This window comes from Flavobacteriales bacterium (assembly GCA_026129465.1).
Taxonomy (GTDB): domain Bacteria; phylum Bacteroidota; class Bacteroidia; order Flavobacteriales_F; family PHOS-HE28; genus PHOS-HE28.
This window is the reverse complement of sequence record JAHCIA010000001.1, coordinates 2,889,786-2,904,497: the sequence shown is the minus strand read 5'-3', so window position 1 is coordinate 2,904,497 and position 14,712 is coordinate 2,889,786. Positions and strand designations below refer to the sequence as shown.

The following is a 14,712-nucleotide window of genomic DNA, read 5'->3' as shown; positions in this document are numbered from 1 at the left end:
CACATCGCGTTGACGTTCGCTTCACCACGGCATTATCTTCGCCCCCCTCGCAAAAACCGGCAGGGCCCGTAAGCCCCACATCTTCCATGAAACTTACCGCCTTCAAGTTCGACCTCCCCAAGGAGCAGATAGCCCTCTACCCCACCAAGGACCGCGATGGCAGCAAGCTGATGGTGCTGCACCGCAAGGATGGCAAGATCGAACACAAGAAGTTCAAGAACATCCTGGACTACTTCGACGAGGGCGACACCTTCCTGCTGAACAACACCAAGGTCTTCCCCGCCCGCATGTGGGGCAACAAGGAGAAGACGGGCGCCAAGATCGAGGTGTTCATGCTGCGCGAACTGAACCGCGACAGTCTGCTGTGGGATGTGATCGTGGACCCGGCGCGCAAGATCCGCATCGGCAACAAGCTCTATTTCGGCAAGGACGATGAGCTGGTGGCGGAAGTGATCGACAACACCACCAGCCGGGGCCGCACGCTGCGCTTCCTGTTCGACGGCACCTACGACGAGTTCAAGAACGCCATCACCGAGATGGGCGAAACGCCGCTGCCGCGCTACATCCGCCGCGAGACCGAGCCGAGCGACGCCGAGCGCTACCAGACCATCTACGCCAAGGAGGAAGGCGCCGTGGCGGCCCCCACCGCCGGCCTGCACTTCAGCCGCGAACTGATGAAGCGCATGGAACTCAAGGGCATCCACTTCGCCGAAGTGACCCTGCACGTGGGCCTGGGCAGCTTCCGCCCCGTGGAGGTGGAGGACCTCACCAAGCACAAGATGGACAGCGAACAGGTGATCATCACCCGCGAGGCCTGTGACGTGGTGAACCGGGCCAAGGATGCCCGCAAGCGGGTGTGCTGCGTGGGCACCACCACCATGCGCGCCATCGAAAGCAGCGTGAGCACCGAGAACCACATGAAGCCCATGAACGGGTGGACGAACAAGTTCATCTTCCCGCCCTATGACTTCAGCATCGCCGACAGCATGGTCACCAACTTCCACATGCCCGAAAGCACCCTGCTGATGCAGGTGGCGGCCTTCGGTGGCTACGAGCATGTGTGGAACGCCTACAAGGTGGCCATCAAGGACAAGTACCGCTTCTTCAGCTACGGGGACGCGATGTTGATCATCTGATCGGTCCCACCGCAGAGACGCCAGGGCGCGGAGGGCCGCTGGAAAAGCGGATCCCGGCTTTTTTCACCTCTGCGTTCCTTTGCGCCACCGCGCCTTAGCGGTGAGGATCCATGGATCGTTCCACCATCATCGTCGCCGGAGGAAGTGGCACACGCTTGGGCGGGCCCGTGCCCAAGCAATTCCAAACGGTCCAGGGCAAGCCCCTGCTGATGTGGACCATCGAAGCCCTCCACCGCTTCGATCCGGAAATGCCGCTGATCGTGGTGCTGCCCAAGGAGCACTTCGACATCTGGAAGGCGCTGTGCATGGGCCATCGCTTCTTCGTCGAGCATGAGGTGGTCGCCGGCGGAGAGCAACGCTGGCACAGCGTGAAGGCGGGTCTTGCGCACGTGCGGGGCGATGGCCTGGTGGCGGTGCACGATGGTGTGCGGCCCCTGGTCAGTGTGGATCTGATCGCACGCTGCTTCGCCGCCGCGGACCGGCATGCCGCCGCGATCCCCGTGGTACCCGTGGTGCCCAGCATCCGCGAGACCACGGCCGATGGCTCGCGCGCATTGGACCGCTCCAGGTTGCTGGCCGTGCAAACACCACAGTGCTTCCACACGGGTCTGTTGCGCAAAGCCTTCGAGCTCCCCTACGATCCCACCTTCACCGATGAGGCCACGCTGGTGGAGCGGATCGGCATGCAGGTGGCGCTGGTGGAGGGCGAGGAGAACAACCTGAAGGTGACCACGGCGATGGACATGCGCCTTGCGGAACTCGCGTTGGGCCAAGCAAATGTAGCTTCAGGTCATGGATCGTAGCACCGACATCCGCGCGCTCACGTTCGACGAGACCAAAACGCTCGTCGCGGAGATCGGTGAAAAGCCCTACCGCGCCAAGCAACTATGGGAGTGGCTCTGGAAAAAGCAGGCCCACGCCTTCGATGACATGAGCGATCTGCCCAAGGCCTTCCGCGCACAACTCGCGGAGCGCACGGTGCTGCGACCGCTGGTGCTCGCCGAGGAGCAGCGCAGCCAGGACGGCACGGTGAAGTGCGCCTTCCGAACGTGGGACGGACACATCGTGGAAGGCGTGCTCATCCCCACCCCCACAAGGCTGACGGCCTGCATCAGCAGCCAGATCGGGTGCAGTCTCACGTGCAGCTTCTGCGCCACGGGCAAGCTCAAGCGCATCCGCAATCTCAGCGCCGGCGAGATCGTGGACCAGGTGGTGCTGATCGACCGGCTGGCGCGGAAGTACTACCAGCAGGGTCTCACGAACATCGTGTACATGGGCATGGGCGAGCCGCTGCTCAACTATGCCGAGACGCTGCGCAGCGCCGAACGCATCACGGCGCCTGACGGGCTGGGCATGGGCGCCAAACGGATCACGGTGAGCACGGCCGGCATCGCCAAGATGATCCGCAAGCTGGCCGATGACGGCGCACGTTTCAACCTCGCCCTCAGCCTGCACGCCGCCAACGATGCCAAACGTGACCGCATCATGCCGATCAACGAGCAGAACTCGCTCGCGGAACTGAAGGACGCCCTGCGCTACTACACGCGCACCACCAGGCTGCCCGTCACCTTCGAGTACATCCTGTTGCGCGGCTTCAACGACTCGCTGCAGGACGCGCAGGAACTGGTCCGCTACGCCAGCGACGTACACGCCAAGGTGAACCTGATCGAGTACAACCCCATCGATGGCGGCGAGTTCGGCCGAACGGACAGCCGGGATGCGGAGGCCTTCCAGCAGTACCTGGACCGCAAGGGCATCATCGCGCGCATCCGCCGCAGCCGGGGTCGCGACATCGACGCGGCCTGCGGTCAACTCGCCAACAAGAACGAGCCGGCGCTGAAGGACGGAGAACGGGTGCTGAAGTAGAGGGAAGCCAAAGCTCCCGGTCAAAAGCCGACCCCCACCTTCACCCCCAGGAAAAAGGCCGGGATGATGTCGTTCGACTCGACCACCTTGTAGGTATAGAGCCGTGTGGCGGGATCGAGGTTCTCCTGCACCTTGCGCAGGTTGCGGTCCCGGAAGGCGACACCGCCATACACGTCGATCAGCCAATTGCTGGAACTCGACAACATCTGGTAGCCCAGCAGGGCACGCACATCATTGAAGGTGCGTTGGTCCCGGTAGCGAACCTCCGTGAAAACACCGTTCGGGCCCACCTCGCGGATGTCCTTGGCGTAGACCAGATGGCCGAACTCCGGCTGCACATACCAGCCCTGGGGTTCCAGGTCGTCCTCCAAATAGAAACGCGCGGCGATCCGGTAGCTGAGGTTGGGAATGATCTCCGTGCCGGCCCCGAAGTCATCGGCATCATCGCCCATGAAGGTCATGGCCATGTAGTTGCGCAGGGTGACGCCCACCCCCACTTCCATGCTCAGCCTGTAGGTGAGCGCACGCTCGTAGTAGAGCGGTATCTCGCCGCGCAGGAAGAGCAAGGGGTTGGCCTTCACCACGTTCTTCACCACGTTCACCGTGTCGAATTGCGCCGCCATCCGCTCCTTGCGCAGCAGCACGCGGGCCCTGGCGTCCTTGGACTGGCCATGGGCCAGCAGGGCCGCCAAGCCAAGGGCCGCAGCGCAGGCCGATCGCGTCATCAGGGAGGGTATCCGCATCCACAGCGAAGTTATGCGATGGCACACCATGCTTTCCGGCGCGCCGGTCCCCGGATCGGCGGCCGGCGCGCGCCCATGATCACGATCTTTGGCCCCGCACCATGCGCGGCTTCGAGGAGATCCAACGGCCCATCGCGGCGGAAATGAAGGCCTTCGAGCCACACTTCCGCGAGGCCATGCGCAGCAAGACGGCCCTCCTGGACCGCATCATGCACTACATCGTGAAGCGCAAGGGCAAGCAGATGCGGCCCATGTTCACCCTGCTCAGCGCCCGACAGTTCGGGCCGGTCAACGAGAGCGCCTTCACCGCCGCCAGCCTCATCGAACTGCTGCACACCGCCACCCTGGTGCATGATGACGTGGTGGACGGCAGCGCCATGCGCCGGGGCTTCTTCAGCATCAACGCCCTGTGGAAGAACAAGATCGCCGTGCTCGTGGGCGACTACCTGCTGAGCCGGGGCCTGCTGCTGGCGGTGGACAAGGGCGAGTTCGAGTTGCTGCGCATCGTGAGCCGGGCCGTGCGCGAGATGAGCGAGGGCGAGCTGCTGCAATTGGAAAAGAGCCGCGACCTGGATCTAGGCGAGGAGACCTACTTCGAGATCATCCGCCAGAAGACCGCCAGTCTCATCGCCGCGTGCTGCGCCTGCGGGGCCAGTGCCGCCGGACGGCCGCAGGAGGAGGTGGAGCGCATGCGGCTTTTCGGCGAATTCACCGGCATCGCCTTCCAGATCAAGGACGACCTCTTCGATTATGGCGCGGGCCAGGACACGGGCAAACCCACCGGCCTCGACATCAAGGAGAAGAAGCTCACCCTGCCGCTGATCCATGCGCTGCGCCAGGTGGACCGGGCCGAGCGGCGCCGCATCGTGGACACCGTGAAGAACCGAAACCAGGACGGGCGGGCCGTGGCGCGCGTGGTGGAACTGGTGAAGGAGGCCGGCGGCATCGCGCACGCGAACCAACGCATGGTCCACTACCGCGATCTGGCCTTGGCCGAACTCCACCATTTTCCGCGTACGGAAGCACGTGACGCGCTGGAAGGACTGGTGCGCTTCACCGTGGAAAGAACGAAATGAACGCCATGCTCCTCCGCCCTTCCGCCATCGCCATCGCCTTGTCCATCCTGTGCTCCTGCGACCGACCCGCGGGCGCACCGCAGCGGTCGGCGGACAAGCCCGTTGACGGTGTCGCGGACACCGCAGGAACCGTCCGGACCAGCGATGGCATGGAGGAGATCCGCGCCAACGATGGCACCCTGCGCATGCGCGGCCCCAAGATGGATGGTCTGCGCCATGGCACTTGGACGTCCTTCTTCCCCAACGGCATGATCCGCAGCCGGGGACAGTTCGAACAGGGGATCCAGCACGGCTCCACGGAGGTCTACCATGAAAGCGGGCTGCCCTACTACACCGGCCAATACCACCGAGGGAACCCCACGGGCGAGTGGAACTTCTACAGCGCGGACGGCACGCACCTGAAGACCGTTCTTTACGACACGCTCGGCCATATCCTGGAACAGCGCTGAGCGCCGTCCGGCACCCATCGCCGGGCGTAAATTCACCGCCCCGCCGCACCGCCTTTCCATGATCCAGCCCCACGCCATCCAACAGGTGAAGGACGCCATGCGCGTGGAGGAGGTCGTGGGCGAATTCGTGGCCCTCAAGCGCAAGGGCGCGCGCTGGCTGGGCCTCTGCCCGTTCCACAACGAGAAGACGCCCTCCTTCAACGTCACGCCCAACCTCGGCATCTACAAATGCTTCGGCTGCGGCGAGTCCGGCGATGCGATCGGCTTTCTGCGCAAGCACGAGCACCTGAGCTACGTGGAGGCGATCCGCTGGCTGGCGAAGCGCTACAACATCGATCTGCCGGAAGAGGAGGCGACACCCGAGCAGCAGGAAGAGCAGAACGAGCGTGAGGCGCTGGCCGTGATCCAGCGCTGGGCGTTGGAGTGGAGCGTGGAGCACCTGTGGAACACCGACGAAGGGCGTCGCATCGGCCTCTCCTACTTCGTGGAGCGCGGGTTCAGCGAAGCCACCATCCGGTCCTTCCAGCTGGGCTATGTGCCCGAACAGGGCAACGCCTTCGCCACCGCGGCATTGGCACATGGCTTCGATCCGGAATTGCTGGAGAAGGCCGGCTGGATCAAGCGGCGCGAGGACGGCACCGCCTGGGACTTCTTCGCAGGGCGCGTCATATTCCCCATCCTCGGGCTCAGTGGCCAGCCCATCGCCTTCGGTGCGCGCACCCTGCGCAACGACAAGAAACTGGCGAAGTATTTCAACAGCCCCGAGAGCGCCCTCTATGTGAAGAGCCGGTCGCTCTACGGCATCCACCACGCCAAGAAGGCCATTGCCGAGCAGGAACTCTGCTACCTGGTGGAGGGCTACACCGACGTGATCGCGCTGCACCAGGCCGGCATCGTCAACACCGTGGCCAGCAGCGGCACCAGCCTCACCGAGGACCAGGTTCGCCTGATCAAGCGCTACGCCCCCACGGTATGCATCCTCTACGACGGTGACGCCGCCGGGATGAAGGCCAGCTTGCGCGGCATCGACCTGGTGCTGCAGGAGGGCCTCAACGTGAAGGTGGTGACCTTCCCCGAGGGCGAGGACCCTGACAGCTTCGCCAAGGCGCGCGGCAGCAGCGAAGTGCGCACGTACCTCGAGGAACAGGCGAAGGATTTCCTGGTCTTCAAGGCGGCGCTGCTCATGGCCGATGTGGGGCAGGACCCCGTGAAGAGGTCACAGGCCATCCACGAGATCGTGGACAGCATCGCGCTGGTGCCCGACCAGATCCTGCGCGCGCTCTATTTGAGGGAATGCGCGCGCATGCTGGAGGTCTCCGAACAGGCCCTCATCAGCGAGATGAACAAGGCGCTTCGGCGCAGGCACAAGCGCAGGCATGAGGATGCCGCGATGGCCGATGAACCGATCGCCACACTGTCCGCGCCATCGCAGGAGACCCTGGAGGATGTTGGCACCACGCCGCAGGAACGGGACCTGTTGCGCATCCTGCTGAACTACGGCCACCAACGCATCATGGTGCCCGTGCAGGATGAGAACGGCGCCACGACCGTGGATGAGAGCTCACTCGCCGAAGTGATGTTCGAATTGCTGGCCTTGGACGACATCCTCTTCGACGATCCGCTCCTCCTCGCCATCTATCTCGACTACCGGCACTCGCTGAACCTGGGCCAGAACGTGGACAATACGCGCTACGTGGGGCATGACGAGGAACAATGGCGCCGCACGGCCATCGACCTCCTCACGGAGCGGCACCTGCTCAGTCCCAACTGGCAGGCACGGCACAAGATCCATGTGCGGCACGAGAGCCATGAGCTCTACGACGCGTTGGAGGAGGCCGTGGACATCCTCAAGGAACGTCGTGTGGACCGGCTGCTGCGCGACCTGGACGACAAGCTCGGCGATGTCCCCTATGAGGAGCAACTCCTGGTGCTGGCGGAAAAGAACCGGCTGATCCAGGTGAAGACCAAGCTGGCACGCAAGACCGGCCGCGTAGTGGTGGGCTGATCGCTTCATGCGCCTCCCGTCTAACTTGGCGGCATGGGCGGCCACCACCAGCACGCGCACGGCACCACTCCCCCTCCGCCGCCTTCGGTCGTCGCGTTGCGCACCGCGTTCTTCCTGAACCTCGCCTTCACCGTGGTGGAAGCCATCGGCGGGTGGCTCACCAACAGCATCGCCGTACTCACCGATGCGGTGCATGACCTGGGCGACTGCCTGGTGCTGGGCGCGGCGTGGTACCTGCAGGGCGTGGCCACGCGCGGCCGGGATATCCGCTACAGCTATGGCTATGCGCGCTACAGCATGCTTGGCGGCTGGCTCGCCTCGGTGATCCTCATCGTGGGCGCGGTGTTCATGTTCACCGTCTCCATCCCGCGCCTCTTCGCGCCCGTGGAACCGCACTCCACCGGCATGATGGCGATCGCGGTCTTCGGCCTGCTGATGAACGGCCTGGCCGCATGGCGCCTGCACGGTGGACGCACGCTGAACGAACGCGGCGCCTACCTGCACCTGCTGGAGGATGTGCTCGGCTGGGCGGCCGTCCTCGTCGGCGCCATCGTCATCCACTTCACGGGCTGGGCCGTGGTGGATCCACTCCTGGCCATGGGCATCAGCGCCTACATCCTGGTGAACGCCATGGGCACGCTGCGCAAAGGCACCGCCATTCTCATGCAGGCGCAGCCCCATGGCGTGGCGGCCGCCAGCGTGGAGGCCGCGCTCCTGGCCATTCCCGGTGTGCGCGCCCTGACCGATGCGCATACCTGGAGCCTCGATGGCGAATACGTGGTGGCCAGCGTGCACCTGGAGGTGGCGACCGGCTCCTTGGAGGAATCCCATGCCATCAAGGAACTCGCCCGCCATGCCCTCCATGAACTCGGCGTGCATCATGCCACCATCGAACTGCAATGGCCAGGCGAGCATGTGGACCATCTGCACCGATGAACTAATTTTCCCTCGACCAACACCCTGTCCTCATGATCACACGTATCCTCTATCCCGCCCTGGTTCTCGTTCTCGTATTGCCCTCCTGCGTGGCCAAGAAGAAGTACGTCTCCGCCACGGACCATGTGTCGCGGCTGCAGGCCGACAGCACCCGCCAGGTGGCGCGTATCGCCCAATTGGAAGGTGGCTTGAAGTCCACGCAGAGCGATCTGGCCGCCATACAAGGCAAGTCCAAGGTGCTGGAGGGCGAATTGGAGCTGTTGCAGAAATCACTGACCAACAGCGAGGCCATGCTGTCGAAGAAGGACGCCGAACTGCTGGACAAAGTGCGCCGCATGGACGAACTCAACCGCAAGCTGGACGCGCAGACCAACGCGCTGAACAGCCTGCGCCGCAAGGTGGCCGACGCGCTGGTGAACTTCAAGAGCGACGAACTCACCGTAACGATGAAGGACGGCAAGGTGTACGTGTCGCTCAGCGAGAAGCTGCTGTTCAAGAGCGGCAGCGCGGACGTGGACCCCAAGGGCAAGGAGGCCATCGGACAGCTGGCCCAGGTGCTCAACGCCAACGCGGACATCGGCGTGATGGTGGAGGGCCATACCGACACGATCCCCATCGCCAGCGGGCGGTTCAAGGACAACTGGGAACTGAGCACCGCACGGGCCACGAGCATCGTGCGCATCCTCACCACGGACCACAAGCTCGACCCCAAGCGGGTAACCTCGGCGGGCCGCGGCGAGTGGATCCCCGTGGCCAGCAACCGCGAGGCCGATGGCCGGGCGCGCAACCGCCGTACGGAGATCATCCTCACGCCCGACCTGAAGGAACTCTTCCAGCTGGTGGGCGAACCATGAGGGCATGCGCAGGGCCTTCTTCCTGACCTTGGCAAGGCTGAACAAGCTGCTGCTTCCGAAGGTCCGCCCTGAACGCATGATGCGGCTTGGCGGCCACCACAAGCTGCTGCTTGCCTGGCGCTATTGGGTCACGCGCAACGCCTTGGACTGAAGGATACGCCTCAGTCGAGCCGGTGGGCGAGGGTGACGGTCTTGCGGAAGGTCTCCACGTTGCCGGCCAGGTCGTACACCTCGAAGTGGACGATGTATGGGCCCATGCGCGCCTTGCTGCCGTTGTCCTGGATGCCGTCCCATGACACGGCGCCGAGCGTACCGAGCAACTGGCTGTCCATCAACCTGCGCACTTCGCGCCCGGCGATGTCATACACGCGCATGGTGCCCACGAAGCCCGGCTGGTCGAAGCGGAACGCGATGGTGAGCACGTCCTGGTAGCCATCGTTGTCGGGGCTGAAGATGGCCGGCTCGATCGTCATCTCGCCGGTGGGCCGGGGGGCGGGCGCATACTGCGAATTCTCGTAGCCCGGTGTGCCGAAACCCACATACTCCGAGGCACTGTGCCAGTTGGTGCGGTCGTCGGTGGGGCGGTCGGGGTCCTGACGTTCCAGGGACACGCCCTTCACGTTGCGCAGCAGGGGGAAGTGCAGCTTGTCATCGTAGCGGAACAGGTCGATCACATCGTCCTGGTCGCTCAGCACCACCACCACGCCGCTGGTGTTCGTGTAGCTCGGCAGGTTCACGGTGACGAAACGCCCGCTGCGGCCCAAAGGGAATTGCTGCGCGGTGACGAAGGGGTTGCGCGTGAAGAGCATGTACTCACCCGGGAAGAGCAGCAGCGGCTCGTTGCTGATGACGCGCGGGTTGGCCACCGCCCCACCGCTCTCGTTGGCCATCTTCCAGCCCTGCAGGCTCAACACCTTGGTGCTGCGGTTGTATACTTCCACATACTCACCGCCGGTGGTGATCGGGTTGGGCAGTACCTCGTTCACCACCACATCGCCCGCCTCCGGCGCTTCGGGCAGCGCGAACTGCGCGCTGTTGGCCCCAGTGATCGCATTGCCGGAGCAATCGTCCACACCTTCCACCACCAGCGTGTAGATCGTGCCGATCTCCATGGCCGCACCGAGGATCAACTGCACACGTTGGTTGATCGGTGGCAGGGATATGATGCCATTCACGGGAAGGAAAGGCGTGATGGTATACGTGGCGTCGAGCACGCTCTCTCCGCCCAGCCCTTCATTGAAGACCAGCTCCAAGAGCGTTTCCGACAGGGGCAAGATCTTCTCCAGGACCGGCGGTGCCGTATCGGGCGCCACTTGCAGCACCGCGTTGGCCTCACCCGGCGTGCCGCCCGCGATCCCTGTGGAGGCGCGCCAGTTGAACGCGCCGGAACAGGGCAGATAGGGGTCGATCTGCTCCAGACTCCAGCCCCCATCGCTCTTGGCGGGGTCGCGGTACCAGGCGGAGGTGTATGCCACCACATCCACAGGCGCGCCGCCAGGTCCTTCAAGTGTCAGGGTGGTGCCGTCGTTCAGCAGGGCCGTGGTGCTCAAACCGTATCCCGCCACGTTGGGTATGGCGGAGAAGTTCGGCACTTGCGCATTGTTCACGAAGACCACATGTTCCCCGGGCAGCAGGGCGTACGACGGCAGTGTGGCGCTTGTGGTGAGCGTGGTGATGCGCCAACCCGCCAGATCGAAGAACTTGTCCGTGGTGGTGTTGAAGAGCTCGATGTACTCCGCATCGGGCAGACCTACCGTGGGCGTGGGATCCACCATCAGCTCATTGATCACCACATCGCGGAAGGCGGGCGCGGCGGGCGTGAAGAAGAGGAATTGCGCACTGTTGGCCGTGGCGATCGTATTGCCCGAGCAGTCCGCCACGCCGGTCACCGTGATCGTGTGCATCACCCCCTCCTCCAGGGGAGCGCCGAGCAGCACCTGCACCAGCTGGTTGATCGGCGGCTGTGGGAGGACCGACGTCACCGGCACGAAGGGCGTGATGGTGTAGGTGGCGCCCGGGATGCTCGCACCGTCCAGTCCTTCGCTGAAGACGAGTTGAAGCGCGTTGGCGGACAGCACCTGCGCCTGCACAAGGGCCGGTGGCGTGTCATCGGGTGTGGTCTGCAACACCGAATTGGGCGATCCCGGTGTACCGCCGAGCGACGCCACCGAAGCCCGCCAGTTCTGGGCGCCCGAGCACGGCGCATAGGGATCCACCTGTTCCAGGCTCCAGCCCCCATTCACTTTGTCCGGATCCTGATACCAATCCGAGGTGTAGGCCACCACATCGATCGCCACGTTGCCGGGCGCCTCGAGTGTCACAGTGGTACCTGCGTTGAGCAGCGCCGTGTTGCTCAAGCTGTATCCCCGCACGTTCGGAAAGGCGGAGAAGTTGGGCAGCTGGGCGTTGTTCACGAACACCACGTGATCGCCGGGGCCGAGCGGATGCGCGGGCAGTGTGGCGCTCGTGCTGAGGGTGGTGATGCGCCAGCCCGCCAGGTCGAAGTACTTGTCCGTGGTGGCGTTGAATAGTTCGATGTACTCCGCGTCCGGCAGTCCCACCGGTGGGTTGGGGTCCGGCATCAATTCGTTGATCACCACCTCCCGGTAGGCGGGCACATCGGGGACGAAATAGAGGAACTGACCCGTGGCGCCCACCGTGGCATTGCCAGCGGCATCTTCCACACCATTCACCGTGAGGGTATAGGTGGTGCCGTTCTGCATGGCCTGCGCCAACACCAGCCGCACCTTGGTGGGATCGACGCCATCCTGTTGTGCCGAGTTGATCGCGATCGCGGGTGCCAGGGCATAGTTGGCCGCGATGTTGGCGGATGGGAGCGTCACAGGTTCATCGAAGCGCACGTCCACCTGCGTCGCGTCCACCACATCCACGCCGACGATCGTGGGCGGCGTCCCATCCACGGGGATGTTGCCGACGATGAAGTCATCGAAGAAGTGGTTGTTGATCGGCCCGGCGGCGGCGCTCTGTACGATGAGGACGCCGAAGTGCGTGCAGCTGTTGAAGGTGGCGTCGGTGGCCGTGCCCGCCAGGGTGAAGTTGCCCGTGCCACCCGGCTGGTAGGCCAGGGTCCACAGGTCATCCGCGTCACGCGTCACCCTGATGCGGAAGGGGTTGTTGCTGCTGCTGCCCACCGTGCCGTTCGGACTTTCCGCCAGCGCGGTGTTGGTGGTGCCCACACGCCGGTACAGCACGATGTGGTCCGGCGTATCGCCGATGCGCACGAAGTAGCCTTCGGGCCGTGGGATCAGATCGGCCTGCGGACTCATCAGATAGACGTCCACGTAGTTGGTGCCACTGGTGGCGAACTTCAGGTTGAGGAAGAACTCCCACTGCGCATTGGCGGCCTGTAGGCTGGGTGTGCTCAAGTGGTAGGTGGCCGCGCCGGGGCTGTTGCTGCGCAGCATGTTGCTGCCGGCCTCCTGCACGATGGTGAACAGGCCCGCGTCACCGCTCCAGGTGGGATCGTTCGTGAAGTCACCGTCGTCGAAACCGTCGGTGAACTGGGCGCGGACCGGCAGTGCGATGCAGGCGGCGAAAAGTGCGATGAGCGTGGTGCGGAGCATGCCTTTGGAGGGGTGTGAAAGGTAGTACTTTCGGCCCCCGGCGCACGTTTCCCGAACATCATGAAAGTAGCGGTCGTAGGTGCCACCGGCCTGGTCGGTGGGGTCATGCTGAAGGTGCTCCAGGAGCGCCGCTTCCCCGTGGATGAACTGCTGGCCGTGGCCAGCGAACGCAGCGTGGGCGGCAAGGTGCGCTTCGGCGGCCGCGAAGTGCCCGTGATCGGCATGGAGGAAGCCGTGGCACGCAAGCCAGACCTGGCGCTCTTCTCCGCCGGTGGCGCCACCTCCCTGGAATGGGCGCCGCGTTTCGCGGAAGCGGGCTGCACGGTGATCGACAACAGCAGCGCCTGGCGCATGTTACCGGACAAGAAGCTGATCGTGCCGGAGATCAACGGCCACCTGCTCGCCGCAGAGGACAGGATCATCGCCAACCCGAACTGCAGCACCATCCAACTCGTGCTCGCGCTGGCGCCACTGCACCGGGCCTTCACCGCGAAGCGCGTGGTGGTGAGCACCTACCAGAGCGTCACCGGCACCGGCGCGAAGGCGGTGCGGCAGATGGAGGACGAACGCGCCGGCATCGAAGGCGAGAAGGCCTACCCGCACCGCATCGACCGCAACGTGATCCCGCGTTGCGACGCGTTCCTCGACAACGGCTACACCAAGGAGGAGATGAAGGTGGTGCACGAGACGCACAAGATCCTGGACCCCGCGATCCGCGTGACCTGCACGGCGGTGCGCGTGCCCGTGACCGGCGGCCACAGCGAGGCGGTGAACGTGGAATTCGAAAGACCCTTCACCTTGGATGAAGTGCGGTGCCTGCTGCGCGAAGCCCCCGGTCTGGAGCTCCTCGACGATCCCGCGAAGGACGAATACCCCATGCCCCTGCTGGCCGATGGCCGCGATGAGGTGTTCGTGGGCCGGCTGCGCATGGATGAGAGCCAGCCGAATACGCTGAATCTGTGGGTGGTGGCCGACAACCTGCGCGTGGGTGCCGCCACCAACGCGGTGCGCATCGCGGAGCACTTGCATACGCACGGCTTTCTGAAGGGATCCCCGGCCGCAGCCCAGGCATGAGCCGCTTTCGCCACCGGCGTTGCGCATGGGTCCTGGCCGCCACCATGGCCGCAGGAGCCATACAGGCACAAGACTATTCCGCCCATGGTCCCTGGCCGCCCGGCATGCTCGGATCGGTGCAACTGCTTTCCGGTGGCTCCACCTTGGAGCGGTACGATCTCTTCCCCGAGGACTTCCGACAGTTGACCCCTGGCAGCACGCTGGTGCCGGAGGAACTGAGCGGCTACGGCATGCGGCGCGGCGAGTGGTTCTTCGATGCCGCCCCGGCCTTTCTGATCGCGCTGGGCCTGCACCCCTTCCACAACGGCGAGAAGCCCGGTCCCGAGTTGCGCGCAGGGATCCACCATGCCAGTGGCACCGCCGGCACGTTGGGTTGGTCACGCACGGATCGCGTGCCGGTGGATACGCTCTATTCCACGGGTGGCCAATACTTCGTGGTGGACAGCACACGCTCCGAGGAGTACCAGTATCGTCACCAGGCGGAACGCTTGGGGGTGGAGGCGGCGATCGTCTTCCGCACCTCCGGCCCATCGCGCTGGTCGCTCTTCGGCGGCGGTGGTGTGGGCGCGGGTGCGGTGCTCAATGCCCGGACCACCGTGCGCCATACGGTGACCACCGATGTGAGCTACCCTTACGGCTCCGCATCGCGCCACACGCATGAAGAGCGCGAGCAACGCTACCGCAACCAGGGCGGCGGCTGGGTGACGGTGCAGACCGTGCTGGGGTTCGCCTTCCGCCTGGCGCGGCAGGGCGACTTCCTGCGGCGCATGGACCTGTGCTTCGAGCTTCGGCCCCAGACGATCACACGCTTCGGCGGCGACCTCGGCTCCAGTATCAGTTTCGGATCCCAGCAGATGCTGGGGCTGCGCGTCCGGCTCTATTCGGAACCTTGAGGCGTGGTTGGTGCAGCTATGGATCTGACCTGCCCAGGTCGGATCGAAAGAATTGGCCATGCAAGTTGGCTATGGTGCAACACGCTGATAATCACC

General features: G+C 64.5%; 13 protein-coding genes. 11 read left to right on the top strand and 2 right to left on the bottom strand.

Features of this window, described 5'->3' with window-relative positions; translation table 11 throughout:
* The first annotated feature begins 86 nt into the window (after positions 1–86).
* The 3 genes from queA (at position 87) to rlmN (ending at position 3,002) form a co-directional block, all read left to right on the top strand.
* The gene (queA, locus tag KIT10_12350; protein ID MCW5900051.1) at positions 87–1,136 is read left to right on the top strand and encodes a tRNA preQ1(34) S-adenosylmethionine ribosyltransferase-isomerase QueA; all 1,050 of its coding nucleotides are present in this window, start codon (positions 87–89) and stop codon (positions 1,134–1,136) included.
* A 110-nt stretch (positions 1,137–1,246) separates the two neighbouring features.
* Positions 1,247–1,939 (top strand): 2-C-methyl-D-erythritol 4-phosphate cytidylyltransferase, encoded by a 693-nt coding sequence (locus tag KIT10_12345; protein MCW5900050.1) that lies wholly within the window; start codon positions 1,247–1,249, stop codon positions 1,937–1,939.
* On the top strand, positions 1,929–3,002 hold the full coding sequence (gene rlmN, locus KIT10_12340) for a 23S rRNA (adenine(2503)-C(2))-methyltransferase RlmN (GenBank protein MCW5900049.1): 1,074 nt from the start codon (positions 1,929–1,931) through the stop codon (positions 3,000–3,002). Before KIT10_12345 ends, rlmN begins: the two co-directional genes overlap by 11 nt.
* A gap of 20 nt (positions 3,003–3,022) precedes the next feature.
* Here rlmN and KIT10_12335 read toward each other — a convergent pair whose 3' ends face one another.
* The gene (locus KIT10_12335; GenBank protein MCW5900048.1) at positions 3,023–3,745 is read right to left on the bottom strand and encodes a hypothetical protein; all 723 of its coding nucleotides are present in this window, start codon (positions 3,743–3,745) and stop codon (positions 3,023–3,025) included.
* 101 nt (positions 3,746–3,846) lie between these two features.
* Here KIT10_12335 and KIT10_12330 point away from each other — a divergent pair, with 101 nt between their 5' ends.
* Genes KIT10_12330 through KIT10_12305 form a run of 6 tightly spaced genes read left to right on the top strand, consistent with a single transcriptional unit; the run spans position 3,847 to position 9,216 of the window.
* Positions 3,847–4,821, top strand: coding sequence for a polyprenyl synthetase family protein (locus tag KIT10_12330; GenBank protein MCW5900047.1), 975 nt, complete (start codon positions 3,847–3,849; stop codon positions 4,819–4,821).
* A 5-nt stretch (positions 4,822–4,826) separates the two neighbouring features.
* A complete protein-coding gene (locus tag KIT10_12325) occupies positions 4,827–5,270 on the top strand; it encodes a hypothetical protein (GenBank protein ID MCW5900046.1) in 444 nt (147 codons plus the stop codon).
* Positions 5,271–5,328: 58 nt separating this feature from the next.
* Positions 5,329–7,275 (top strand): DNA primase, encoded by a 1,947-nt coding sequence (dnaG, locus tag KIT10_12320; protein ID MCW5900045.1) that lies wholly within the window; start codon positions 5,329–5,331, stop codon positions 7,273–7,275.
* Positions 7,276–7,308: 33 nt separating this feature from the next.
* On the top strand, positions 7,309–8,211 hold the full coding sequence (locus KIT10_12315; protein MCW5900044.1) for a cation transporter: 903 nt from the start codon (positions 7,309–7,311) through the stop codon (positions 8,209–8,211).
* 32 nt (positions 8,212–8,243) lie between these two features.
* Complete coding sequence (locus KIT10_12310; protein ID MCW5900043.1) at positions 8,244–9,065, top strand: OmpA family protein; 822 nt, start codon at positions 8,244–8,246, stop codon at positions 9,063–9,065.
* 4 nt (positions 9,066–9,069) lie between these two features.
* On the top strand, positions 9,070–9,216 hold the full coding sequence (locus KIT10_12305; protein ID MCW5900042.1) for an SsrA-binding protein: 147 nt from the start codon (positions 9,070–9,072) through the stop codon (positions 9,214–9,216).
* A gap of 10 nt (positions 9,217–9,226) precedes the next feature.
* Here KIT10_12305 and KIT10_12300 read toward each other — a convergent pair whose 3' ends face one another.
* A complete protein-coding gene (locus tag KIT10_12300) occupies positions 9,227–12,649 on the bottom strand; it encodes a lamin tail domain-containing protein (protein ID MCW5900041.1) in 3,423 nt (1,140 codons plus the stop codon).
* 60 nt (positions 12,650–12,709) lie between these two features.
* Here KIT10_12300 and KIT10_12295 point away from each other — a divergent pair, with 60 nt between their 5' ends.
* Together KIT10_12295 and KIT10_12290 are read left to right on the top strand one after the other, a co-directional pair.
* On the top strand, positions 12,710–13,723 hold the full coding sequence (locus tag KIT10_12295) for an aspartate-semialdehyde dehydrogenase (protein MCW5900040.1): 1,014 nt from the start codon (positions 12,710–12,712) through the stop codon (positions 13,721–13,723).
* Positions 13,720–14,616, top strand: coding sequence for a hypothetical protein (locus KIT10_12290; GenBank protein MCW5900039.1), 897 nt, complete (start codon positions 13,720–13,722; stop codon positions 14,614–14,616). The genes KIT10_12295 and KIT10_12290 overlap by 4 nt, the downstream gene beginning before the upstream one ends.
* Positions 14,617–14,712: the final 96 nt, after the last annotated feature.

Excerpts from the sequence above, each read along its gene's own strand:
- KIT10_12310 (MCW5900043.1), top strand. The coding sequence starts at position 8,244 with ATGATCACACGTATCCTCTATCCCGCCCTGGTTCTCGTTCTCGTATTG.
- KIT10_12295 (MCW5900040.1), top strand. The coding sequence starts at position 12,710 with ATGAAAGTAGCGGTCGTAGGTGCCACCGGCCTGGTCGGTGGGGTCATG.
- queA (MCW5900051.1), top strand. The coding sequence starts at position 87 with ATGAAACTTACCGCCTTCAAGTTCGACCTCCCCAAGGAGCAGATAGCC.
- KIT10_12335 (MCW5900048.1), bottom strand. The coding sequence starts at position 3,745 with ATGCGGATACCCTCCCTGATGACGCGATCGGCCTGCGCTGCGGCCCTT.
- KIT10_12305 (MCW5900042.1), top strand. The coding sequence starts at position 9,070 with ATGCGCAGGGCCTTCTTCCTGACCTTGGCAAGGCTGAACAAGCTGCTG.
- dnaG (MCW5900045.1), top strand. The coding sequence starts at position 5,329 with ATGATCCAGCCCCACGCCATCCAACAGGTGAAGGACGCCATGCGCGTG.
- KIT10_12325 (MCW5900046.1), top strand. The coding sequence starts at position 4,827 with ATGCTCCTCCGCCCTTCCGCCATCGCCATCGCCTTGTCCATCCTGTGC.
- KIT10_12345 (MCW5900050.1), top strand. The coding sequence starts at position 1,247 with ATGGATCGTTCCACCATCATCGTCGCCGGAGGAAGTGGCACACGCTTG.
- KIT10_12300 (MCW5900041.1), bottom strand. The coding sequence starts at position 12,649 with ATGCTCCGCACCACGCTCATCGCACTTTTCGCCGCCTGCATCGCACTG.
- KIT10_12290 (MCW5900039.1), top strand. The coding sequence starts at position 13,720 with ATGAGCCGCTTTCGCCACCGGCGTTGCGCATGGGTCCTGGCCGCCACC.
- KIT10_12330 (MCW5900047.1), top strand. The coding sequence starts at position 3,847 with ATGCGCGGCTTCGAGGAGATCCAACGGCCCATCGCGGCGGAAATGAAG.
- rlmN (MCW5900049.1), top strand. The coding sequence starts at position 1,929 with ATGGATCGTAGCACCGACATCCGCGCGCTCACGTTCGACGAGACCAAA.
- KIT10_12315 (MCW5900044.1), top strand. The coding sequence starts at position 7,309 with ATGGGCGGCCACCACCAGCACGCGCACGGCACCACTCCCCCTCCGCCG.